The sequence below is a fragment of the Streptomyces sp. SID3343 genome, assembly GCF_009865215.1.
In the GTDB taxonomy this organism is placed as follows: Bacteria; Actinomycetota; Actinomycetes; order Streptomycetales; family Streptomycetaceae; genus Embleya.
In genome coordinates, this window is the sequence record NZ_WWJX01000662.1 from 1 (window position 1) to 22,794 (window position 22,794).

The 22,794-nt window shown below is 70.7% G+C and carries 24 protein-coding genes and 1 tRNA gene; 12 read left to right on the forward strand and 13 right to left on the reverse strand.

The window, feature by feature from the left end; all coding sequences use genetic code 11:
- From GT354_RS20400 to GT354_RS20415, 4 genes are all read left to right on the forward strand, one after another.
- Positions 1-333 (forward strand): LysR substrate-binding domain-containing protein (locus GT354_RS20400; RefSeq protein ID WP_237535277.1); only part of this gene is annotated, 333 nt, incomplete at its 5' end.
- A gap of 258 nt (positions 334-591) precedes the next feature.
- Complete coding sequence (locus tag GT354_RS20405; RefSeq protein WP_161357758.1) at positions 592-1,875, forward strand: helix-turn-helix domain-containing protein; 1,284 nt, start codon at positions 592-594, stop codon at positions 1,873-1,875.
- Positions 1,876-1,879: 4 nt separating this feature from the next.
- Positions 1,880-2,491, forward strand: a complete 612-nt coding sequence (orn, locus tag GT354_RS20410; protein ID WP_161357760.1) for an oligoribonuclease — start codon at positions 1,880-1,882, stop codon at positions 2,489-2,491.
- Between the two features lie 73 nt (positions 2,492-2,564).
- A tRNA-His gene (locus GT354_RS20415) sits at positions 2,565-2,637 on the forward strand.
- Between the two features lie 238 nt (positions 2,638-2,875).
- Here the strand turns inward: GT354_RS20415 and GT354_RS20420 are convergent.
- The 4 genes from GT354_RS20420 to GT354_RS20435 form a co-directional block, all read right to left on the reverse strand.
- Positions 2,876-3,292 (reverse strand): hypothetical protein, encoded by a 417-nt coding sequence (locus GT354_RS20420; protein WP_161357762.1) that lies wholly within the window; start codon positions 3,290-3,292, stop codon positions 2,876-2,878.
- Positions 3,289-3,486, reverse strand: a complete 198-nt coding sequence (locus GT354_RS20425; protein ID WP_161357763.1) for a hypothetical protein — start codon at positions 3,484-3,486, stop codon at positions 3,289-3,291. Before GT354_RS20425 ends, GT354_RS20420 begins: the two co-directional genes overlap by 4 nt.
- A 126-nt stretch (positions 3,487-3,612) precedes the next feature.
- A complete protein-coding gene (locus GT354_RS20430) occupies positions 3,613-3,819 on the reverse strand; it encodes a hypothetical protein (RefSeq protein ID WP_161357765.1) in 207 nt (68 codons plus the stop codon).
- A gap of 114 nt (positions 3,820-3,933) precedes the next feature.
- Positions 3,934-5,139, reverse strand: coding sequence for a helix-turn-helix transcriptional regulator (locus tag GT354_RS20435; RefSeq protein ID WP_161357767.1), 1,206 nt, complete (start codon positions 5,137-5,139; stop codon positions 3,934-3,936).
- Between the two features lie 331 nt (positions 5,140-5,470).
- On the opposite strand from GT354_RS20435, the gene GT354_RS20440 reads away from it, so the two are divergent.
- Complete coding sequence (locus GT354_RS20440) at positions 5,471-5,854, forward strand: MerR family transcriptional regulator (RefSeq protein ID WP_161357768.1); 384 nt, start codon at positions 5,471-5,473, stop codon at positions 5,852-5,854.
- Here the strand turns inward: GT354_RS20440 and GT354_RS20445 are convergent.
- The 3 genes from GT354_RS20445 to GT354_RS20455 all read right to left on the reverse strand — a co-directional run bounded on the left by GT354_RS20445 (position 5,830) and on the right by GT354_RS20455 (position 7,777).
- Positions 5,830-6,129, reverse strand: coding sequence for a hypothetical protein (locus GT354_RS20445; RefSeq protein ID WP_161357770.1), 300 nt, complete (start codon positions 6,127-6,129; stop codon positions 5,830-5,832). The genes GT354_RS20440 and GT354_RS20445 overlap by 25 nt on opposite strands.
- Positions 6,130-6,499: 370 nt before the next feature.
- Entirely contained in the window at positions 6,500-7,204 is a 705-nt protein-coding gene (locus GT354_RS20450) for a hypothetical protein (RefSeq protein WP_161357771.1), read from the reverse strand.
- Positions 7,205-7,285: 81 nt separating this feature from the next.
- Positions 7,286-7,777 (reverse strand): GNAT family N-acetyltransferase, encoded by a 492-nt coding sequence (locus tag GT354_RS20455; protein ID WP_161357773.1) that lies wholly within the window; start codon positions 7,775-7,777, stop codon positions 7,286-7,288.
- A gap of 83 nt (positions 7,778-7,860) precedes the next feature.
- Between GT354_RS20455 and hemC the strand changes: the two genes are divergently transcribed.
- The gene (hemC, locus tag GT354_RS20460; RefSeq protein WP_161357775.1) at positions 7,861-8,808 is read left to right on the forward strand and encodes a hydroxymethylbilane synthase; all 948 of its coding nucleotides are present in this window, start codon (positions 7,861-7,863) and stop codon (positions 8,806-8,808) included.
- 147 nt (positions 8,809-8,955) lie between these two features.
- Here the strand turns inward: hemC and GT354_RS20465 are convergent, their stop codons facing one another.
- Positions 8,956-9,339, reverse strand: coding sequence for a hypothetical protein (locus GT354_RS20465; RefSeq protein WP_161357777.1), 384 nt, complete (start codon positions 9,337-9,339; stop codon positions 8,956-8,958).
- Positions 9,340-10,068: 729 nt separating this feature from the next.
- On the opposite strand from GT354_RS20465, the gene GT354_RS20470 reads away from it, so the two are divergent.
- Positions 10,069-10,635, forward strand: a complete 567-nt coding sequence (locus GT354_RS20470; protein WP_161357778.1) for a hypothetical protein — start codon at positions 10,069-10,071, stop codon at positions 10,633-10,635.
- 196 nt (positions 10,636-10,831) lie between these two features.
- On the opposite strand, the gene GT354_RS20475 is transcribed toward GT354_RS20470, so the two are convergent.
- Positions 10,832-11,068 (reverse strand): hypothetical protein, encoded by a 237-nt coding sequence (locus GT354_RS20475; protein ID WP_161357780.1) that lies wholly within the window; start codon positions 11,066-11,068, stop codon positions 10,832-10,834.
- Positions 11,069-11,200: 132 nt separating this feature from the next.
- Between GT354_RS20475 and GT354_RS20480 the strand changes: the two genes are divergently transcribed.
- Positions 11,201-11,407, forward strand: a complete 207-nt coding sequence (locus GT354_RS20480; protein ID WP_161357782.1) for a hypothetical protein — start codon at positions 11,201-11,203, stop codon at positions 11,405-11,407.
- Between the two features lie 26 nt (positions 11,408-11,433).
- Here the strand turns inward: GT354_RS20480 and GT354_RS20485 are convergent, their stop codons facing one another.
- On the reverse strand, positions 11,434-12,600 hold the full coding sequence (locus tag GT354_RS20485; RefSeq protein WP_161357784.1) for a nucleoside 2-deoxyribosyltransferase domain-containing protein: 1,167 nt from the start codon (positions 12,598-12,600) through the stop codon (positions 11,434-11,436).
- A gap of 179 nt (positions 12,601-12,779) precedes the next feature.
- Between GT354_RS20485 and GT354_RS20490 the strand changes: the two genes are divergently transcribed.
- Positions 12,780-14,453, forward strand: a complete 1,674-nt coding sequence (locus GT354_RS20490; RefSeq protein WP_161357786.1) for a serine/threonine-protein kinase — start codon at positions 12,780-12,782, stop codon at positions 14,451-14,453.
- Between the two features lie 40 nt (positions 14,454-14,493).
- On the opposite strand, the gene GT354_RS20495 is transcribed toward GT354_RS20490, so the two are convergent.
- Complete coding sequence (locus GT354_RS20495) at positions 14,494-16,218, reverse strand: class I adenylate-forming enzyme family protein (RefSeq protein WP_161357788.1); 1,725 nt, start codon at positions 16,216-16,218, stop codon at positions 14,494-14,496.
- Positions 16,219-16,636: 418 nt separating this feature from the next.
- Here GT354_RS20495 and GT354_RS20500 point away from each other — a divergent pair, with 418 nt between their 5' ends.
- Positions 16,637-17,089: a MarR family transcriptional regulator gene (locus GT354_RS20500; protein WP_161357789.1), complete on the forward strand. Its 453-nt coding sequence runs from the start codon at positions 16,637-16,639 to the stop codon at positions 17,087-17,089.
- A 98-nt stretch (positions 17,090-17,187) separates the two neighbouring features.
- On the opposite strand, the gene GT354_RS20505 is transcribed toward GT354_RS20500, so the two are convergent.
- Positions 17,188-19,443, reverse strand: a complete 2,256-nt coding sequence (locus tag GT354_RS20505) for an HD domain-containing protein (RefSeq protein WP_161357791.1) — start codon at positions 19,441-19,443, stop codon at positions 17,188-17,190.
- A 231-nt stretch (positions 19,444-19,674) separates the two neighbouring features.
- Positions 19,675-20,814, reverse strand: coding sequence for a phosphotransferase family protein (locus tag GT354_RS20510; RefSeq protein ID WP_161357793.1), 1,140 nt, complete (start codon positions 20,812-20,814; stop codon positions 19,675-19,677).
- 239 nt (positions 20,815-21,053) lie between these two features.
- Here GT354_RS20510 and GT354_RS20515 point away from each other — a divergent pair, with 239 nt between their 5' ends.
- Positions 21,054-21,866: a phosphatase PAP2 family protein gene (locus GT354_RS20515; RefSeq protein ID WP_161357795.1), complete on the forward strand. Its 813-nt coding sequence runs from the start codon at positions 21,054-21,056 to the stop codon at positions 21,864-21,866.
- Positions 21,867-22,135: 269 nt separating this feature from the next.
- Positions 22,136-22,794, forward strand: a 659-nt coding sequence (locus tag GT354_RS20520) for an HAD family hydrolase (protein ID WP_161357797.1), incomplete at its 3' end; no start/stop codon positions are given.

Sequence of the window (22,794 nt, forward strand, 5' to 3'; positions counted from 1 at the left end):
GCCACGCCGCTGCTGCTGCGCGAGGTGGGGTCGGGCACGCGGGACACCCTGGAGCGGGCCTTGGCGGCCTACGACGGCGTTGCCGTGCCGGCTCTGGAGCTGGGCGCCACGGCACCGCTGCGGTCGGCCGCGATCGCGGGCTCCGCGCCCGCCGTACTGTCCGACCTCGCGGTCCGCGACGACCTCGCCGAAGGGCGACTGACGGCGGTGCCGGTGGAGGATCTGCCCACCCTGGACCGGGTCCTGCGGGCGGTCTGGCCACGCGGTCGGGAGCTGCCGGAGGCGGCTTTGCATCTGCTGCACGCCGCTCGGCAGCGTCCCGAAGGGCTCTGAGGCCCTGACAGCGGGAGAAATTGTCGATAAGTTCCACGATGTGACCACCGTCACAAACGCGCATATCTACATAACGTCACGTAGAGAACACCATGCATAGACAAGGTAAGAGAGAGTAAGTTCCGATCTTGGGTAACGCGAGTGGCGCGTGTGAACTACTGGGGCGTAGCCACGTGAGTGACCCGACCCCCGGCCGCCTGAGGTCGGGTTGCCGGGGTCGAGCGGGTCGCAGAGGGGCGAAGGGGGCGGATCGGGGTCATGAGCAGGATCGACAGCCGCAAGGACCGGTGGCGGGGGCGCACCCGTGAGGTCGATGTCGACCACACGGTCGAGCCGACCGCGCCCGATGCCGTGACACCGGACGACCCGGAACTCGTGGTCGCCTCGGCCTTCACCGTGCTGTCCGAGGCGCCGGCCGACGCCGACGCGATCGAGGACGTCGGTGATTCGACCGACGACATCGATTTCGACGACGAGTACGGCCCCGACGGCGAGGGCCTGCTCGCGCCGGGACGCGACCGGCCGCTGCTGGGCCGCCGCCGTCCCGACACGATCGCGGTGCTGCTGTTCGCGAACTCGCCGATCCTGGAGAGCTCGATACCGATATCGGTGTTCGGGGTCGACCGACGCGACGCCGGCGTCCCGAACTACCGATTACTGGTATGCGCGGCCGAACCCGGACCGCTCCGCACCACCGGTGGCGTCGAACTGATCGCCCCCTACGGCCTCGACGCCCTCGCTCGCGCCGGGACCGTGATCGTGCCCGCGTGGCACTCCCCGTCCCGGATGCCGCCGGCGCCCGTCCTGGAGGCGTTGCGCAGGGCACACCGCGAAGGGGCCAGGATCGTCGGCCTGTGCGGCGGCGCGTTCGTACTCGCGGCGGCCGGCCTCCTGGACGACCGTCCGGCGACCACGCACTGGATGTACGCCCCGGCGCTCGCGAAGCGATACCCGAAGGTTCGGGTCGACCCGCGCGAGCTGTACGTCGACGACGGCGACATCCTCACCAGTGCCGGCACCGCAGCGGGCATCGACCTGTGTCTGCACCTGGTCCGCCTGGACCACGGTCCGGACGCGGCCAACCAGCTCGCCCGACGCCTGGTGGTACCGGCGCACCGGATCGGCGGTCAGGCCCAGTACATGGATCTGACCCTGCCCGAGGAGATCAGCGGCGACCCGCTCGCGACGGTCATCTCGTGGGCGCTGGAAAACCTCGCGGACCGCTTCGACATCGAGCAGTTGGCGACCCGCGCGTACATGAGCCGACGCACCTTCGACCGCCGCTTCCGCACCCTCACCGGCAGCGCGCCGTTGCAGTGGCTGCTGACGCAGCGCGTCCTTCAGGCGCAGCGGCTGTTGGAGACCACCGACCTCCAGGTCGAGGAGATCGCCCGGCGCTGCGGCTTCCGCTCGCCCGTGGCGCTGCGCGGGCACTTCCGCAAACAACTGGGTGTCCCGCCGGCCTCGTACCGCGAGACGTTTCGCACTCGCAGTCCGGAGGAGACCGGCGAAGAGGAGGTGTGTGCCCGGGCCGTAGGGTGAACCCATGAGTGACCGCTTGGTCTGGATCGACTGTGAGATGACCGGACTCGACCTGTCCCGGGACGCGTTGGTGGAGGTGGCGGCCCTGGTCACCGACTCCGAACTCAACATCCTGGGTGACGGTGTCGACGTCGTGATCCGCCCGCCCGCCGAGGCGCTGGCCGGCATGCCCGATGTGGTGCGCAAGATGCACACCGCTTCAGGCCTGCTGGAGGAGCTGGAGGCGGGCGTCGGCCTGGCCGAGGCCGAGGCGGTGGTCCTGGCGTACATCAAGGAGCACGTGCCGGACGGCCGCAAGGCCCCGCTGTGCGGCAACTCGATCGGGACGGACCGGGGCTTCCTCGCCCGGGACATGCTCGACCTCGACGGCTTCCTGCACTACCGGGTCATCGATGTGTCGTCGATCAAGGAGCTGGCCCGCCGCTGGTACCCGCGGGTCTACTTCCAGAGCCCGCCGAAGGCAGGCAACCACCGTGCGCTGACGGACATCCACGAGAGCATCGAGGAACTGCGCTACTACCGCGAGGCGATCTTCGTCCCGGACCCGGGCCCGGACAGCGAGACGGCCAAGGAGATCGCCTCCAGGTACGGCCACCGACCCGCGGATCACGCCTGACGGAAACCCTGCGGCGAGCACCCTCCGCGAGCCTGTACACTTTTCCACGCCGGGCCGATCAGACCTGGCAGTGGTGGGTGTAGCTCAGCTGGTAGAGCACCTGGTTGTGGTCCAGGAAGTCGCGGGTTCAAGTCCCGTCACTCACCCCGAAGAACGAAGGCCCGACCTGTGTGAACAGGTCGGGCCTTCGTCGTACCGTGGGGCCTGGGGCCTGGGGCCTGGGGCGTGGGGGCCACGACGGGGACTCGGGCGTCGGGTGCGGCCTCTGCGTCTTGTTCCCGCGGTTCGGGGGCGGGGTGGTTCCGGCGCCGGCTCCTGGGGCATTCCCGCGTCGTCGTCGTGCTGTTCGACGGTGTCGCCGTCGATCCCGGGATGCCCTGTTTGTCAATATTCGGTGGTCGGGGCGCGTCGGGTGGTGCCGGTCGGGGGGTCGACCGCGGTGGTGAGTTCGGGTCGAGAGTGTGGTGAGGGATACGCAGGCTCGTCGGGTGCGCCGAGGTGGGCGATCGGTCCGGCGAGGGGGTGGTCCGGGGGGAGGGTGACGCCCATGGCGGACAGGCGGCGGCTGCGGCGTTCGTTGTGGCGGGTCTGCTCGTTCCACAGGATGTCGGTCACCAGGTTCTGGTCCGTGTGGTCCAGGATGGCCCGGATCAGCGCGGCCAGGGTGCCGTCCGGGACGCGGAGGGTGTCGAACTCGATCGCGCCGGTGCGGGTTCGGTAGCGGGCCACGATCGACTGGCCGCCGGGCGAGCGGCCCATCAGTTCGTAGTCCAGCCAGGTGCCGTCGGGCGGCGTCGTCATCGTGTTTCTCCGGTGAGGGTCGGTGCGGGGTGGCGGGCCACCTGCGCCTGAAGGTCGCCGATGAGTTCCCACGCCTGGGCCAGGGTCAACGCCCAGACCGCGTGGTCGCGTTGGGCATGGTCGGCCTCGACGAGGATGGGCCGCCGCGAATCGGCCGCGGCGACGGCTCGGACGGTGTCGGGGGTACGGGGCATGGCGCGGATCTCCTTTCGGGGTTGGGCCGACCCGGCGAGCCGTCACGGGCAGTGGCTCGCCGGGTCGGCATGGAGAGCTGCTCGGCGGTGGCCCAAGTCGTGGTCACCGAGCAGCGGTTCGAGGTACTACGCCGCGATGTCGGCGGCAGCCATCGCGTCGGCGGCGTCGAGCAGGTCGAGTACGTGCGCGGCGTCGTCGATCAGGTGCTGCGCCTCGGCGCGCGTAAGGCGCATCGACACGGCGCCCGGCGTCAGAGGCCGCAGTACGACGGGGTGGGCGGAGGAGGGCTCGCAGTCGACGATCAAGGCCGTGCGCTGTGCGGGCAGGCTCACGTGATCTCTCCCTGAGTGGTCCGGAAGTACCGATAGTCCCCATCGTGGCCCGCACGACGAAGGGCGGCGCACACAGTTTGTGTGCACCGCCCGTGACCCCGGGCATTCGGAACGTCACGGGGGTGTGACGCCCACCCATCGCCCGAACCCCAGCCTCGTCTGGTCGTCGGCTCGCTCCAGACGCAGCAGCGTTGCCACGGAATCACGAACCCTGGGGTGCTTGCGGGTATGCAGCGGAGCGAGTTCCCGGGCTCTGCGCAGGGCCGCCCAGGCCCCGGGCCGATCGCCCGTGACGACCAACGCGTGCGCGTAGTCGATGTAGTGGTGCGACGATCGCTCGGCCGGCATGTCTTCCGGCATGACCAACGCTCCACCGTCGCGCACGGCCACGTCGAAGTCGTCCACCATGATGGCGGCACTGGCACGGTAGATCTCGACCTGGACGGGACCGAACGAGGTCTCCTGGTAGATGCCTTCGTGTCCGATACGGGCACCGATCTCGGCTGCCTCGTCGAGGCACTCGTTCATCTCGGAGCGCTTTACCGCACCGGCGGCCGCAATCGATCGTTTGAGCAACGCCGCGCCCAACATTCCGTCGGCGCCTGGGGCGTCACAGTCCCGGAGATCATTCTCGATCTCCCGCAGCACCTGCCGCGCAGCGGTGTACGCACCCTCGCGCGTCATTGCGCCGGCCAAGAGATAGCGCGACGTCGCGACCATGATCGGGTCGCCGGACAATCCGGCAGCCCATGCCACCCGTTCGAGCGCCGACGCGGAAAGATCGTAGTAACCGAGTTTGTGCGCCAACGAGTTCGCGGCCCGGTAGACCTGAGCCAACAGCGAATAACCCGCGCGCGCCGCAGCCGATCCACTGGGCGCGGACAGCGCGTACGTCGTGAGTTCGGTCAGTAGTGCGGGTAGGGCCGCAGCGGTGGTCGCGTAGTCGGCTGCGCGGCGGTGTCTGTTCACCAACTGAACATGGGAGTGCAACTCCTCGAAAGGGCGAGGAGGCAGGAGCAGTGATTCCGGAGTGCGGTAGCAGAGCATCACGCGGCGAATATCCGGGATGACTGCGTGGATGGCCCGATCTTCCGGGCGAGTGTCCTCATCGTAGGGCTGACCGGTCAGGCGAGTGACGTCGACGCGGAGTGCGCGCGCGAGGGCCACGAGCGCTTGGTGGCTGGGGGGACGATCTCCGCTCTCGATCTTCTGGACATAGCTGCGGCTGAGCTTCGCAGCGTCGGCGAGACCCTGGAGGGTGAGATGCCGGGCGGTGCGGGCATCCGTGATTCGGCGGCCGACGGTGTCGTCGATGGGCATGTGCGCTCCCCGAGATCGTGGTCTCTCGCAGGGTAAGTCCGACATGTGTCCAGGGGGCACACAAACTGTGTGCATCACCGCGTTGCCCACCCGTCACAACCATCGAACTCGCCATGGCAGGCTCCGAGTCGCCTCCGCAACGGTCGTCTCCCACACCCGCGCCGCCCCGGTTCGGCCGAGGGAAGGGGCTGTTCCCGGTGGGGGCGATGCGTCCGTGGTCCGGCCGTACGTGGTGAACGGCTCCGCCGCCGATCGGGGCTGAGGTACCCGGTCGGCCCGGCACCGGGAACCGCAGCGGCGCTTACCGGCCCGTCCCGGGCAGAATGCGCGCATGACCGCCACCGTCACGCGCTACCTGACCCCGGCCGAGACCGCCGAACGGTCCGGCTTCAGCCTGGACACCCTGCGCTACTACGAACGCATCGGCCTGCTCGCGGACGTGGGCCGGGCCCCCAGCGGGCACCGCCGCTTCACCGAGGACGACATCCAGTGGCTCGGCATCCTCCGCTGTCTGCGCGACACCGGGATGCCGATCGCGGACATGCGCCGCTACGCCCAACTGGCGCGATCCGGTGACCAGGAGTCGCTCGCCGAGCGAATCACCCTGCTGGAGAAGCACGACGCGGCGGTCGAGGAGCAGCGGGCCCTGCTCCTCGACCAACAAAAGCACCTGCGGTCCAAGATCGACTACTACCGCTCGATCCTTGCGGACTGACCGACCACCCGCTGCTCGCCGGCCGGCGCCGACCCGAGCGCCACGACCGGCCGCTCACCGGCGACGGATCGTCGGCACACGCGCGCGAACGCCGGGTCGAGGAAGCCGAAACCGCTCGCGGCGTTGCCGCAGCTGTCGCCGGCCGCGTCGATCGGTTCGGCCTGGACGCGGTGGGTGCCCGGTCCCGCGGGGACCGCGACGACCACCGACGCACCGACGAGCGGAGTGGCGATGACGGCTGCGGTGACGAGCAGGCTGCGGACGATGGGCTGCACGACATCGGTTCCCTTGTCTCGTTGTCCGGTGCGCGCCTCGGTCTCCGGTGCGCGCCTCGGTCTCCGGCGCGAGCCTCGGTCTCCGGCACGGCGTGGTTCGCATCCGGACAACGCGCGGATCACCGCCGAAGGCACGCCGGTTGAGCCGAACGGCCGCTCCATCCATCGCCGCACCACGTCATCGGTGACCCGCCCCACGACCGGCCGGGCCGCCAAGGCCGCACGCGGCTCGGTTCGGGTCGTGGGAGAGCCCTGAGCCACCCACACGGCGGCACCAGCAGGCATCGCGGGCGGCGCGGGCAGCGGGGACCACCGGGCGCCGAAATCGACTGGGCATCAGGAACGACTGGGCATCACAAACCGTCGGACGTCAGGATCCGCCGGGCGTCAGGATCAGCGTCTGGTCGTCGGTGGGATCCACCGACGACTGCACGCGGCACAACCGCACCCCCACCCCTCGGGCGCGCAGCGTTTCGAGCAGCGCGGGCAGATAGCGATATCGCCGACCCCGTGTGTCGTTGAGCGGATGCAGCCGCACCTCACCCGAGCACACCCGAAGCAGTTCGATGATCGCCGCCGTATGAAACCCCTCGTCGAACAGGTCCGAGTACGTGAACAGCAGAAACCCCGACAGGACCAGGTTGAACCGACCGTCCTCGAAGGGAAGTTCCGGCAGGGTCGCGGCGACGTAGTGCTCCGTCCCCGCGTTCCGGTCGTGCAGGTAGTCGGCCAGGAACGTATCCGCCGCGCGTCGCCACGGCCGCGCCCGTTCCCACAGTCCGTCCTCGGCGAAGCGGTATCGCTCGGGCTGCTTGGAGATCCACTCGACGACCCGCGCGTGCTCCTCCTCGACGATCCGTTCGAGGTCGCCGGGCACCAACCCGTAGCGCGGGTCCACACTCGTGCACGAGCCGCCGGCGGCCCGCACCGCCGCGCCGAACTCGCTCGCCCCGCCCGGGCAGTCCAGGATCGGACCGGCCGTCAGCTCGGCGTCGGAGAGCACGAAGTGGGTGCGGTACTCCTCGACGGTGCGCGAGCTGACCACGATCGGTCCGGCGGGCTGGGAGTGCGTCACGAGCGACCTTCCTGACGGACGGGGTATCCGCGCTACCCAACGCCCACCCCGCCCGAAGGACACGTCGCTACGCCGAACGCATCACCCGTGCGGCCGGTCCTCCGGTGCCGGGCGGGCGAGCTTGAGCATGACCTCGTCGTACTCCTCGTCCGCGCGCCGGCTCTCCTCCTCGAAGCCCATCCGGGCGTAGAACCGCCGGGCCGGGGTGTTCTTCTCGTACACCTCCAGCGTCAACGCGCCGTGCAGCGTCGCCGCGTGCTCGACCAGCAGCCGACCCAGGCCCTCGCCCTGGGCGTCGGGATCGACGAACAGGCCGCCGATCTCACCGTCCAGGAGGCCGAGCAGGGCCACCACGCGGCCGTGCGATTCGACGACCCAGTTGTCGGCGTGGACGAGGTAGATCTCGCGCATCTTGCGTTCGCGCTCCCCCTCCCCCTCCCCCGGGATGAACGGGTGGGCCCGGCGGCCGGCCTGGGCCCACACCGCGACCGCCGCGTCCTCGTCGGCGGGTTCGTACGGACGGATCACGGGCTGTGCGGAGACGGCGACTTCGGGTCTGCGTGGTTCGGACATGCGCGCGACGGTACTCCACCTGCCACAGAGCGCTCACCTGCGTTTTTCCTCGACCCGGGGCCGGCCGGTCTACCGTGTCGCGCATGCAGCTTCGCATCGGTACCCGGTCCTCCCCCATGGCCCTCGCGCAGGCTCGACTGGTCGCCTCCCTGCTTGGGCGCGACCCGATCGACCCGAGCGGCGGGACGACGGATCCGGGGAGCGGGGCGAATCCGGGCGAACCCGTGATCGTCCCGCTGTCCACGAGCGGGGACCGCTGGGGCGGGAGTCTGGCCGCCCTCGGTGGCAAGGGTGCGTTCGTCAAGGAGCTCGACCGCGCGCAGCTCGCCGGCGAAGTGGACCTGGTCGTGCACTGCCTCAAGGACATGCCGGGCGACGTCCCGCTGCCCGAGGGGCTCTCGATCGCCGCGTACCTGCCTCGCGACGACGTCCACGACTGTGTCGTCGGCGCGTGCCTGGACGATCTCCCGAACGGGGCGCGAATCGGTACCAGTTCGGTCCGGCGCGCGGCGCAACTGCGGCGCAGCCACCCGCACTTGGTCCCGCTGCCGATCCGCGGCTCGGCGAACTCGCGGCTCGCCAAACTCGACGCCGGCGAGTTCGACGCGCTGATCCTGGCCGTCGCCGGGTTGGAGCGGATCGGCGAAAGCCCGCGCGCCGCCCAGATCCTGACCACGACGCAGATGCTTCCGGCGGTCGGCGCCGGTGTACTCGCGTTGCAGTGCCGGACCGAGGACGCGAGCACCGTCGCCGCGGCGCGCTCGCTCGACGACGCCGCGACCCGGGCCTGCGTCACGGCGGAGCGCGCCCTGCTGCACGAGCTGCGCGGACACTGCCACAGCCCGATCGCCGCCTACTCCACCCGCGCGGGCGACGAACTGACCCTGCGCGCGGCCGTGTACAGCGCGGACGGCGCGACCATGCTCGACGCCACGGACCGCGGCGTCGAGCCCGCCAAACTGGGCGTGGCCGTGGCCGGCGAGCTCCTCGACCGGGGCGCCCGCGCCCTGATCGACGCGATCCCGCACTGACCCGCGCCTGCGCACGCACCCGGGCACACGTTCAGCGCACCACCCGCATGCACCCCGACCCACTCCCGCAACGCACCCCGCGACGAGCGTCGGCCGGACCCGATCCGGGCCGTCCGGCGCTCGTCGGCCCCGTGCGGTCGGTCGCGGTCAGCCGCGGTTGACGCATGTCTGCACGGTGCTCTGGAGCTCGTCGGGCAGCTTGTTGGTTTTCGCGTATTCCTGGTCGAACGCGTTCATCTCGGCCTGGCTGTACTTGGCCTGGAGTTCGGCCAGCGCGCACTCGCAGTACTTCGTGTTGTTGTTCGAGGTGCTGAGACAACCGGTCGTGAAGTTCGCCGAGTAGAGCGAGCTCCAGTCGTGCCCACTGCCGCTCCGGGTCGGCGAGGACGTGGCCGTCGAGGACCCGGTCGGGTCGTCGGCCCGCTTCGTCCCGGCGCCGAGGCCGGGGAAGCCCTCGCCGCTGTCACTCCCACAGGCAGCGACCGCGAAGAGCATCGACGTCACGATCAGCGTGGCTTTCAAGGTACGCATTCATTCCCCCCGACGAAGTTCGCGATCATGACTTTCCTCCCCTTACCGGCGTCGTCACAAGGGGTTCCTTTGAGCCGGCACATCACACTTTCGCCACATTCCCCGCCGCCGCCGGCGGCGACCGTGGCGTGCGGCGATCCACGCCGCGCGGGAGAGGTGACGCCGGCGGTACGGGGCACTGCCGTACGGACACGAGCGTCGTGGCGAGCAGTTCGCGAACCCTCGCGCCGGGCCCACTCACCGAGCGGCGTGGACGCGTCGCCGGGCGAATCGGCCCGGGGCCGCCGCTCCGGCATCGGTGAGTCGCGGCGACGCCGAGGGCGACGGCACCCGAGATCACGGCGGCGAACCGCGTCACGTCGCGGCGGTCGGACGGGGTGGCGGTCATGGCGCGGTCGGTCGTACGGCGCCGCGCGGACGGTCGCGCCGACGCTATGCGGTCGACAGGCCGCGGACGTGGGCGGCGAGCGCGATTCAAGCCCGCCATACGCTTGCGTATGAGGTGCCCTCGCGACGTGCGGACGGACCGGGCCGCCCGGGCCTCGGCCCCTCGGCGCCCCCGACGCGGACCTCCCGGCCCCGACTGTCGGCACGGTTTACCGCCGTACAAAGCCTGACAAACCGTCCCCCAACGTGCTGATCGTCACATTGCATGGCGTTTAGCCCGTTCATCTGTCCACTATGGACGATGTTGCGTCCCACCGGACGACAGGAAGGAACGGCACCCCCATGAGTTTGACGCCCGAAAGCGTGGCCGCACTGCGCGGTCTTGCCGCAGATGTCTCAGCACTCGACGTCGAGGGTGCCCAGCGGCACCCGGCGTTTTCCGCGTCGGCCGGCCTGCTCGCCGACCGCGTGGACGCACTCTCGTCGGATGTCCCACCATTCCACCGGGTCGCGTTGCGTCGGATCGGCGACGCGATGCGCGCTTCCGCCGAGGCCCGCGAGGCCGGCGACCTGGCCCGGGTCGCCGCCACCCAGCGCACCGCCACACACCTGGCGGAGCGCCTCGTGCACTCGCTCGACCGCTACGCCGTGGGCGTGCCGACCGCGACGCCCGCCACCTGCACGCGCTGCGACGAGCCGTACGTCGCCAAGCTGATCCCCACCCAGCGGCGCTACCTGTCGAGGATCGACGCGCCGGTGTCGGGTCACGTGTTCAACGCGTCGGGCACCACCTACATCGTCGAGCAGCACGTGCTGTGCCCGCTCCAGGACCTCGTCGACCTGCCCGGGCTGGCCGAGTTCGAGGCGCCGGCCGACCAGGCCGAGGCGGACGACCGCGACAGCGCCTGACCCCCGAGACCTCGAGCCGGGACATCGGCACGAAGCAAGCCCGAGGCCGGGCACCCTCGCGAAAGCGAAGCGGTGCCCGGCCTCGGGTCTGTTCGTCGAGGCCCGTCCCCCGGGCTCGACCGCCCGGTCAGGCGGCCGACGCGGCGGCCGACCCGGCGGCCGAAAGGACGGCACACCACCGGCCCGGCCTCCGGACTCAGTCGCCGTCCTTGTTCTTCTTCCGCAGCCGGCGCAGATACTCCCGCGTCCACCCGGTCACCTTGGCCACCTCGGACTGTTTGACCCCGGCGGCCATCGCCCGTACCGCCGCGTGTTTGAGTTCCTGACGGGCCTCTTCGTGCTCCCGCTCGGTCCGCCGGTACGCCTTCGCCGCGCTGACCAGGCCTTCTTCGGCCGGCTCGGCGCGTCCCCGGTCGTCTTCGTCGTGATCCACAGTGTCAGGATGCCATATGGGTAGCCACCCCCGTAGGCCAACACAGTTGACATTTTCGAATATGCGAAGGAAACTGGAGACCGAACCCAAGGTGAACGGAAGGTTAACGTCACCGGTCAGAGAGGAATCCTCATGCTCAAGACCCTCACCGCCCCGGCCATGTGCACCCGCTGTGGCGAGCCCTACGTCGCGGCCCTCAGCCCGCGCCCGCTGGTCACCGTGCAGACTCCGGCGTTCCGCACCCCCGAGGTCGTCGGCGGTCGCCTGATGGTCGTCGACGACACCGTCTGCCTCGTCGAGCGCCACGCTCCGTGCGCCGGCGTCGGCAACTACCGCTGACCGACCTGCCGCCGGCGCCGACCCACCTACCGCCGCCCCTCGGCCGTCCCCAGCACGGCCGCGAGCATTCCCAGGGTGGACCAGTCGACCCGAGCAGAGCGCAGCAGTTCGCCGTACGTCGTGATCTCGACGTCAGTGCGTTCCCCGTCCCCGGCCACCCCGTGTGGGCCGGGGTCGCTGCGTAGCAGGGCGATTTCCTCCTCGGTGAGTTCCACCGAGTACAGGTGCGCGTGGTGTGCCGCGAGGGTGCCCGCGAGTTGCCGTGAACCGTGCGCGCGTACCCGTTCCGGGGCCAACACCAGGCCGGTCTCCTGCGCGACCTCGGTACGCGCGTCCCGCTCGGTCCGCCCACCACCGCCCGGCAGTTCGCGCACGAAGCCGTCCGCCGTACGGGCCGCCGAGCGGAACTCGCGCACCAGCACGACCGTGCTTTGCTCCGGCGTCTCGCCACGCCGGTACAGCGCGACCGCGGTGACGTCCGGACGGCCGAGCACGACCTCGTTGTCCTTGACCCTGCCCCCCTCGGCCGCGATCTCGACCCGCACGTGCGCGGCCCACAGCCACACGTGGGCGCCGCGCCGCCACACCCACGCGATCCGCCCGCCGAGCAGCGTGTTGCCCGCCGCGCGCTGGGCGGCGTACCAGTCCTGGAACACGGGCGTGTCCCACACGTTCAGCGGGATGTCGCGCTCCCCCGCGACCCGCCGCCGGCCGGGCCCGATCGCCGCGAGCGCGGTGTCGACCGTCGCCTCCAACGTGTCGCACAGCGGGATGTCGTGGCCCGACGCGTAGGCCCGCTGGTAGCGCACCGACGGCGCGTCGGGCGGTGTGCCCAGGACCGCGCGCCCGGAGTCCTTGAGCCACCCCCACTCGTCGTTGGTGGTCAGCCCGGGCAGGTCCCGCAGATCGCGCGGGATCCAGAAGACGATCCGATCGCTGCGATCGAGATGGCGCAGCTCCCAATCCCGCTGGACGGCCGGCGTCGGCCACGAGTGACCGTCGGTCGGCTCGGGCACGAACACCACCAGTCGGCCGTGCCCTCGGCTTCGCCAACGCTCGCGCAGCCGCTCTACCGCGGCCGGTCGCCACGACGCGACGTGTCGGGCGCGGGGAGTGGGGCCGGCCAGGAACACCGTCGCGTCCCACTCCGCGGGCGGTTCCGCGGGCGAGTTCACCACCAGGATCTCGGTCATGGCGCCGACCGTACCGGCTGCCCGCCGTCGAGCACCGAGGCGCCCGCACGGGTGATCGACCGAGGCTTTCCAGGCGACCCCGAAGCCGTGTCCGGGTGGTGATGTCGCATACCGTTCCCCGCACGCGCGAGCCTGCGAAACAATCGCGGGTACATGGCGCGTACGGGGAGGCGGTCGCAGTGGCGCAGTGGTGGCTTGCCGGCCGGTATCGGCTGGTCAGTGTGCTGGGCTCGGGAGGTGCCGCGTGGGTGTGGCGGGCCTGGGACGAACGGATGCAGCGCTTCGTCGCGGTCAAGATCCTCAAGGAATCCTTCGGACTCTCGCACCACGCGGGCCGTTTCGCCCGCGAAGCCGTGCTCGCGGGCGGATTGTCCTCGGCGCACATCGTGGTCGTCTACGACAAGGGCCAGGAGGCGCTGGAGTCGCGCAAGGGGCCGTCGGACCCCGGCGCCGTCGCCGCGTTCGGCCCGGAAACGCGCGTACTCCCGAGCCGACCCGAACCCACGCCCGTGCACGACCCGCACGCCACCTCCGCGCTCGGCCCGGCCGCACCCGGCCACCCCGAACCCGACGGCCGGGTCATGTACGTCGCGATGGAACTGGTCGGCGGCCGCTCACTGGCCCAACTGGTCGCGGACGGGGCCTGGTTGCCGATCGGTCACGTGGTCGGCTGGGCGATTCAACTGTGCGACGGTCTCGATGTCGCACACACCGGGGGCGTGCTGCACCGCGACATCAAACCGGCCAACATCATGGTGACGCAGCGCGGCGTGGTGAAGATCCTCGACTTCGGGATCGCGCGCTTCATGCGCGACCTGTCCTCGCGCACGGGCATCACGCTGCCGGGCAGCATGGTGGGCACTCCCGCGTACATGTCGCCGGAACAGATCCGCGGCGGCAGCATCGACGGCCGCACCGACCTGTACAGCGTCGGCTGTGTGCTGCACGAGCTCCTCACCGGAGCACCGCCGTTCGGGCTCGACCACATGCACACCCTGTTGCACAAACACCTGACCGAGCCGGCCGAATCGGTGCGCAACAAGCGACTGGTGATCCCCGAGGATCTCGCGTCACTCGTGCTGTCCCTGCTGCACAAGGAGGCGTCGGGGCGGCCCGCGAGCGCGGCCGAGGTGAGCGACCGGTTGCGCGAGCTGGACGTGGCGGTCCCGCGCAATCTCGCTCCGGCGCCGTGGGGCATGGTCGTCGAGGACCCGCCGCCACCGCCACCGGGCAGGCTGCCGCCCACCCAGGACGGCGACCCGGAGCCGCTCACCCGCGACAGCGACCCGGAGGAGGTGCCGCGTCTGCTCCCGCAACGCCCCCAGGCGCCCCGCTCGGTCGAATACCTGCGCACCGAGATCGGCCGCCAGGTCCGCGTGTACGGCCGCGACCATCCGGACACGTTGCTCACCCGCGAGCAACTCGCGGGCCGGCTCGGGCGCGACGGCGACGCCGACGGCGCCGCCCTGGTGCTGCGCGGGGTCATCTCCGACAGCGGGCGGTTGCGCGGCGCGATGGACGTCAACACGTTGCGGGCCCGACGCGGCCTCGCCCACTGGACGGCCGAGGCGGGCCATCCCGACGAGGCGGCCCACCTGCTCAAGGGCCTGCTCAAGGACCAGGTCAAGGTGCTCGGCACCGACCACATGGAGACGTTGCGGGTCCGCCGCGAACAGGCGCGCCGCGAGGGCGAGTCGGGCAACCTGGAAGGCGCGGTGCGGTTGCTTCGCACGCTGATCGCCGACGTCAGCCGGGTGCTGGGCGAGGAACACGAGTTGGTGATCGACGTGTGGGACGAACTGACCTCCTGGCAGAACCGGTTGGACCGGTCGCGGCTTCGGGATCAGGCCTGATCCGGGTTCGGCCCCGAGCGGGCGAGGGTGGCAAGGGTCGTCACAGCGCCAGCATGTCCCGCAGTTCACGTTTGAGCACCTTGCCCACCGCGTTGCGCGGCAGCGCCCGTTCGGTGAACCGCACGACCGTGGGCACCTTGAACGCCGCGAGCCGCCGCGCCACGTGTCCGCGCAGTTCGGCCGCGGTGACCGTGCCGGCCGTGTGCAGCCGGACCACGGCCGCGACCTCCTCGCCGAGATCGGGGTGCGGCACCCCCACCACGGCGACGTCCGAGATCGCCGGATGCTCGAACAGCACCGCTTCGACCTCGGCCGAATAGACGTTCTCCCCGCCGCGAATGATCACGTCCTTGAGCCGATCGACCACGTACAGCAGGCCCTGGTCGTCGAGGTAGCCGAGGTCGCCGGTGCGAAACCACCCGCCGGGAAACGCCTCCTCCGTGTCCCGCGGCCGATTCCAATAGCCCTTGACCACCTGCGGGCCGCGAAAGCGGATCTCCCCGGTTTGCCCGGCCGCCACCTCGACGCCGCTGACCGGATCCACCACGCTCAGGTCGATCGTGGGCACGACGAGGCCGACGCTGTCCGGGTGTTCGTAGTACTCCTCGCCCGAGTTCGCCACCGCCACGCACGTCGTCTCGGTCATCCCGTAGCCGTTCAACGGCACGATCACGTTGCCCGACACGCTGCCCACCCGGCCGATCAGATCCGGTGGCACCGGCGAGCCGCCCGCGCCCAGGTTGGTCAGGCTGGTCAGGTCGTGCTCGGACCACAGCGGCGACTCGACGAGGCGGCGCAGCAGGGTGGGGACCATGTTGGCGGTCGAGATCCGCTCGGCCTCGATCAGTCGAAGCGCCTTCGCGGTGTCCCAGTGGTGCATCAGGCACAGCTTCGCGCCCTGCGCCGCGCCGATGTACAGGCCCGCGAGCCCCGCGATGTGGAAGAACGGATACACCTGGAGAGAGCTGGGCTGCGGCAGGTCGGGGAGCATGTCCTCCAGCGCCGCCGGGCCTTTGGCCAACTCGGCGCAGGGCAGCCCGAGCCGGGCCGACTGGACGGCCTTGAGCAGCTGCATCGTGTGCAGGTTGGTGGTGTGGTTGTGGTGGGTGCCGACCGCGCCCTTGGGCCGCCCGGTGGTCCCGGACGTGTACAGGATCGTCGCGTCGTCGAAGGGCTCCGGGCCGGTCTCCGGCAGCGCGCAGGGCCCGACGAAGTCGTCGCGCAGCAGCGCCGACAGGTCGCTCTCGCCGGGGGCGAGCGGCCCCTCGGGTCGCACCACGAGCACGTCGGTGAGCGTGGTCCCGGTCAGGTGCTCGCGGGTCAGCCGGGCCCGCTCGCCGTCGCAGATCAATACCGTGGCGCCGCAGTCCTCGATCGCGTAGCGCAGTTCGTCGGGGCTCCACCACGCGTTCAGCGGTACGGCGATCGCACCGATCACCTGAATCGCCCAGAACGCGAGCGGCCATTCGATGTGGTTGCGCATCGCGATCGCGACCCGGTCGCCGCGTCGTACGCAACGCGACACGGCGAGATGTCGGGCGAGATGGGCGACGAGGCGATGCTGCTCGGCGTAGTCGATTCGCTCGTCCTCGTACACGAGCGCGTCCCGGCGGCCGTGCCGTGCGAGGTCCTCGAAGACCGCGCGCAGGGTCGGCGGGGCCTTGGGCAGGACCCGCCAGGGGATGCCGTCGTGGACGATCTCCTCGATGGCGTAGGCCGATTCGGGTCCGGTGAGTTCGGCCAGAGCCTGTGTCCGATCCAGCATCCGGTGGGTCCACCTCCTGCACGACGTGCGGGCAACTACCTGGTACCGGGGGGTAGGAACGCATCAAAGCTAGTGCGGGGAGCGCATCCCGGGAAGGCCCGGCGCGCCGGCCGGACCACGAGTCGCGCGCGCTGCACTGGACGGGCGGTTCGGCGGACGTGCGCGAGGGCGTGTCCGCGTTTTTGGAGAAGCGCCGACCGAAGTTCCGCATGCGGGTCAGCCGCGACCTGCCGAAGCTGCCACCGCCGACCTGAAGTCCGGCAGGGCGGCCGGGTACCCGCGCGGGCCGTTGTGAAAGCCCGAAAAAGGCCGAACCTGCACCCACCTGGCCTAGGTGTTCGATACATGTTGTTGTGTTCCGCAACCGTATCGGGCACGCTTGGCGCACATCAGGGCGAACAGGTTGAGGAGCAAGTCGATGCCGGACAGCGTAGAGCGGCGAGTCGTCCGTGAGGTGGGGGCCGCCACGCGGTTGATTCGACTGTTGATGACACCCCCGCTGCACGCGGCGGGGATCACTCAGGCCGAGTACCACCTGCTCGCCCTGTTGGAGGAACGCGGCACGTCGACCGGCAAGGAACTGGCGTGCCTGCTGAGTCTGGACAAGACCACGATCAGCCGCCAGTTGACCGCGCTGGAGGACGCCGGGCTGATCACCAGGACCACCGACCCGAGCAACCGGCGGTCGCACCTGATCACCCTCACCGACGCGGGCCGACTCCGTCTCGCCGACGCGCGCCAACGCAGCCTCGCGGTCCTGACGGAACGGTTCACCTCGTGGCCCGAGGAGGAACTGGGCGCCTTGGCCGACCACTTGGCCCGCTTCAACGACGTCCTGCGCGGCGAGTCGACAGAGGCCGCGCGACCGTAGGGGTCAACCGAGACGATCGCGGCGTCGAGGGCGCAAGACGCCGCGAGACGAAAGCGGGGACCGCTGCTCGACGGCCCTCGACTCCTTGATCGTCTCGGTCAGTTGTCCGCCACCCTCGGGTGGACCCGCGATTGGGCGCGGTAGACGTCGTAGACGCCCTGCACCCGGCGCAGTGCGCGGAGCAGCTTGGGGAGGGTGGCCAGGTCGGCCAGGCGGATCGTGTACGTCTGGCGGACCCGCATCTGCTGCGGGGGCGCGATCGAGGCCGAGGTGATGTCGGCGCCCTCCGCGTCGATCGCGGCGGTGACGTCGGCCAGCAGGCGGGGGCGGTCCAGGGCCTCGATCTGCACGGTGACGCGGTAGCCCTGATCGGCCTGGTGCGGCAGCCAGGACGCGGCGACCACGTCGCGCCCGGCGCGGCGCATCTGCTGCACGTTGGGGCAGTCGGCGCGGTGCACGGCGACCGTGCCGCCGCGGATCACGAAGCCCGCGATCTCGTCGGCCGGCAGCGGGGTGCAGCAACGGGCCAGCCGCACCGGGGCGCCCGGTGAGCCGGGCACGCTGACCATGGCCTCGCCCGGGTCGGACGGCGGGCGGCGGGCGCGGGCGGGGGCCTGCGGGTCGGACTCGACCTCGACCGAGACGCTCCCCGCCTCGCCGGACGCCGCGAGGTTGCCCAGGCCACCGGGGGTGGCCAGGGGGTCCGTCAGCGGGTCCGCCCGGCCGTCGATGCCGTGCGGGTACTTCGCGAGCCACGCCTCGATCGCGACCCGCGCGAGCGGGCTGCGGACGAAGCCGAGCCACTCCTTGGACGGCGCGGCCGCGCCGGGCGGGGCGGTGATGATCGAGACCGTCTCACCGTCGGCGAGGACCGAACTCAGGGCCACGAGCCGCCCGTTGATCTGCGCGCCGATACATCGGTGGCCGGTCTGCTCGCCCATCGCGTAGGCCGCGTCCACGCAGGTGGATCCCGCGGGCAGGGTGAGCGGTCGCCCGCCGGGCGTGAAGACGAGGAGTTCGCGGTCCGCCGACAGGTCGGCGGTCAGCGAACTCCAGAAGACGTGTGCGTCGGGGATGCCGCCCTCCCACGCGAGCAGCCGGCGCAGCCACGCGAGTTGCTCGGGGGCGTCGGGCCCGGTGCCGGGGGTGCCGGTGTGCGCGACGACGCCGAATTCGGCGAGGCGGTGCATGCGGCGGGTGCGGATCAGTACCTCGACCTTGTCGCCCTCGGGGAGCGCGACGGCGGTGTGCAGCGATTGGTACAGGTTGAACTTGGGGGTCGCGATGTAGTCCTTGAACTCGCCCGCGATCGGCGACCAGCAGGTGTGCAGCACGCCGAGCGCGCCGTAACAGTCGGTGTCGGCGTCGACGACGATCATCAGACGGGACAGATCGAACGGGCCGAGATCCTCGCGTCCGCGCCGCTTTTGTACGCGGCGCACCGATACGTGGTGCCGCGAGCGCGGCGACACCTCCGCCTCGATGCCGGCCTCGCGCAGCGCGCGTTTGACCGACGCGCACAGTTTGGACACGGCCTCGTCGGTCTCGGCCTGACTGGCCAGGACGGTGCGCGCGGTCGCGGCGTGCTCCTCGGGGCGCAGCGTCGCGAAGACGATGTCCTCCAGCTCGGACTTGAGCACGTGGATGCCCAGGCGCTCGGCGAGCGGGATGAAGACTTCCTGGGTGGCCTCCGCGGTGCGGATCTGACTCGCGCGGCGGCGATATCGGATCGTGCGCATGTTGTGCAGGCGGTCGGCCAGCTTGATCACGGTCACCCGCAGGTCGCGGCCCGTGGCGACGATGATCTTGCGCATCGTCTCGGCCTCGGCGCGGTCGCCGAGGTCGACTCGCTCCAGCTTGGTCACGCCGTCGACGAGGTGGGTGACGTCGTCGCCGAACGCGGCCCGCACCTCTTCGAGGGTCAGGTCGGTGTCCTCGACGGTGTCGTGCAGGAGCGCGGCGACCAGGGTGGTGGTGTCGGCGCCGAGTTCGGCCAGGATCGTCGCGACCGCGAGCGGGTGCGTGATGTACGGCTCGCCGCTCTTGCGCATTTGCCCGCGATGGGACAACTCCGCGACCGCGTAGGCCTCCTGAAGGGCCGTCATGTCGGCCTTCGGGTGGTGCCCGCGGTGCACTTGGAGGAGCGGTTCGACGGCGTCCGGCGTCCGGCGGCGGCTTCCGGTGAGGAAGGTGACGGCGGCCAGGCCCAGGCGTTGGATGGGTTGTTGGACAGGACGGCGCGACAGTCGTCCGACGCGGTCGGACATGCTCCGGCCCGGAACGTCACCCTCGGCTCGCGGTGCGCCCTTGGGCACACCCGCACCGGCCGGCGGGTCGAGTCCCCCGATCGTCATGCGGCACCTCCGGCAGCTACCCCCGGAGTCGCCCCCGGTGATTCATGCTACCGACAACAACACGGACGGTGTCCGTGTGATGTCGCCCGTCACACACTTCATCACCCGCACGGGTGATCCCGTGTGAACGATGGTGAAGTGCCAGCCTAACCCCTCGAGATCTTGTCCGGGTGCGGACCCTGGGGAGCGCACCCGGACGCGGGGACGGCGTGCGGGGGCGGTGACAGCGCGTCAACTCGCGTCCGCGCGCTCCCAGTACGAACCGTCGATCATCGCCTCGACGAGGGTGCGGTGCAGCACGGTCTCGTCCAGGTCGGCGGGCTGCTCGCGCTCGCCGAAGTGCCACTGTCGGTGCGCGATGCGGGCCATCACGACGCCGTGCCGCACTGCGGCGTACGTCTCGAAATAGCGCATGTGGCGCGGCGCGTAGCCGGTGAGCTTCTCGTACTGCGCGCACACGTCCTGCGTGCGCATGAAGTCCGGCAGGCCCGGGAGACCGCCGTAGCGATGGGCGATGTCCTGGAAGAACGAGTGGATGAAGATCATCCAGGCGATGTCCAGTTCGCGCGGTCCGACCGCGGCCATCTCCCAGTCCAGGACCGCGGTCGGCTCGAAATCGACGTAGAGGATGTTGCCGACCCGGGCGTCGCCCCAGCTGATCACGTCGGGACCGAGGTCGGTCGGGAAGTTGTCCTCCAGCCACGTGAAGGCGCGGTCCAGGAGGGGGACGCGCTGCCCTTCGATGCCCCACTCGTAGAACGCCTTGAGGTCGTCGAGGTGGCGGCGCATCGCGCTCTCGCCGCTCCCCTGATGCTGGAGGAAGGCGATGTCCTGGGGGGTGACGTCGATCTCGTGGATGGCGGCGATGATCGCCACCGACTTCTCCTGGAGGCGGCGGCGCTGCTCGGGCTCGGCCGCGAGCAGCCAACCGTCGAGCGTGTACGGCATGACGTCGGGCGGGGCCGAGCCCTCGGCGCGGCGCATCACGAAGAACGGGGCGCCCAGCGGGCCCTCGTCGGGCTCGTTCCACAGCAGCGCGGGCACCGGGATGTCGCAGCGTTCGCCGACGAGCGTCATGACCCGGTACTGCTTGTCGAGGTCGTAGGTGGGGAACACCGGCTTGGCGTCCATCGCGGGCCGCATGCGCACGACGCAGCGTTCGGTACGGCGCTCGCCGTCCTCGGTCCACGTCGCGTCGAACAGCAGCGTCTCGCTGGACATGCCGTTGCCGGACGGGGCCTTGAGTTCGGAGACCTCGGGCGCGGCCCCTTCGGGCAGCCGGCCGGCCAGCCACGCGAGCAGGTGGTCGTGCACGGTCGCCAGGTCGCGGGTACTGGTCTGCGGGCGGGTGACCTCGTCGGGGTCGGCCACGACAACCTCCGGGATAGACGTCGCGATGTGCGACCGGCGGTGCCGAGCGTCCCTGCCGACGTTCGATCCCCACCTCGACTCCGGCAACGGACCGCCGGAAAAGTGAAACACGTTCTATCATGTGTGACACGTGTCATCAATGGCCGCGGATCGTTGCCCGCGCGGCGGTCCGTCGCGTGTCCGGTCGCCCGCTCGCGGGCACCGGCGGTGTTACCTGCGCGGTGCGGCAGACTTGGGGGATGCCCACAACCTCCGCCACGGCCCACACGCGTCCGCGCTGGTGGACCGAGTTGCTGCTGATCGCGGTGCTGTACGAGGCGTACTCGCTCAGTCGCCTGCTGGTGCGCGGCGACGTGGACGCCGCGTTGCGCAACGCCGAGCGAATACTGCACGTGGAGTCGTTGACCCATCTCGACCCCGAGCGGATGCTCAACCGAGTGGTGTCCGCGCACGCCTACTTCGGCGTCGTCTTCGACTACGCCTACGCGACGCTGCACTACGTGGTGACCCCGTTGGTCCTGCTGTGGCTGTGGCGCCGACGGCCGGACCGCTACCGGGGCGCGCGCACGACGCTGGCGATCGCGACCGTGGTCTCGCTGGCCGGGTTCATGCTCTTCCCGACCGCTCCGCCGCGGATGATCGAGGGCTTCACCGACACCATGGCGCACTTCGCGTCGTGGGGCTGGTGGGGCGCCGGCGCGAGCGCGCCGCGGGGCATGGAACACATGACGAACGAGTACGCGGCGATGCCGTCGCTGCACGTGGGCTGGGCTGCGTGGTGCGGGTGGCAGCTGTGGCGACACGGGCGCGGACGCGTCCTGCGCACGCTGGGCGTGCTGTATCCGCTCTTCGTGGTCCTGGTGGTGCTCGGCACCGCCAACCACTATCTCGCGGACGTCGTCGCCGGTCTCGCGGTGATGGGCCTCGGCGCCTACGCGTCGCCGCGGGTGCTGCGGACGACGGATCGGCTGCGCGCGGGGGTGACGACGCGCCGCCCGGTATCGGAACTGCCTCCCCCGGCGATCGAATCCGATCAGAAAACCGCTGCGTAGCACCGCCGGATTGCGGCGTTGCGACCACTGTTGGACAAGGTCAATCGAATTCGACTGCCGGCCGGCGTTTGCCCGTCAGGCAAGAGGTACCGTCTGGGTGGCTCCGTGCCCGGTGACGGCAAGCGATTCGTCATCACGGCATCCCGACGGGACACCTCGCCGCACGGCGTTGGCGGATCCTGATCGGAAGCGGCCGGACAGGCCCGGATCGCGCCTGACGGACAAGGCCGGAGCAATCGGTTGCGAGCCGACAGGCGACGGGAGCGGTAATGCGGATCAGCGCAGTGGTGTTCGACGTGGGCGAGACCCTGGTCGACGAGACACGCGAGTACGGAACCTGGGCGGATTGGCTCGGTGTGCCCAGGCACACGTTCGCGGCCACGTTCGGGGCGGTCATCGCGCAGGGCCTGGACTATCGCGAAGTGTTCCAGCGCTTTCGGCCCGGCTTCGACCTGTCGGTGGAGCGGGCCGCGCGCAGCGCCGCGGGCTTCCCCGAGTGGTTCGGCGAGGAAGACCTGTACGGCGACACCAGGCCGTGCCTCAAGGCCCTGCGCGACCAGGACCTGTGGCTGGGCGTCGTGGGCAATCAGACCGCGAACGCGGGCTCGATCCTGCGCGGCCTGGACCTGGGCGTGGACCTGCTCGCCACATCCGACGACTGGGGGATCGCCAAACCGGAGCCGGGCTTCTTCACCCGGCTCGTCGACGAGTGCCCGTGCCCGGCCGAGGAGATCCTCTACGTCGGCGACCGGCTCGACAACGACGTGCTGCCCGCGCACCTGGCCGGCCTGCGCACGGCGCACGTGCGCCGCGGGCCGTGGGGCTACCTGGTCGCCGACCACCCGGAGCTGATCAAGGTGGCCGACCTGCGCCTGGAGGGGCTCGGCGTGCTGCCGGCGGCGGTGGCCAGACTCAACGGCCAGGTGCC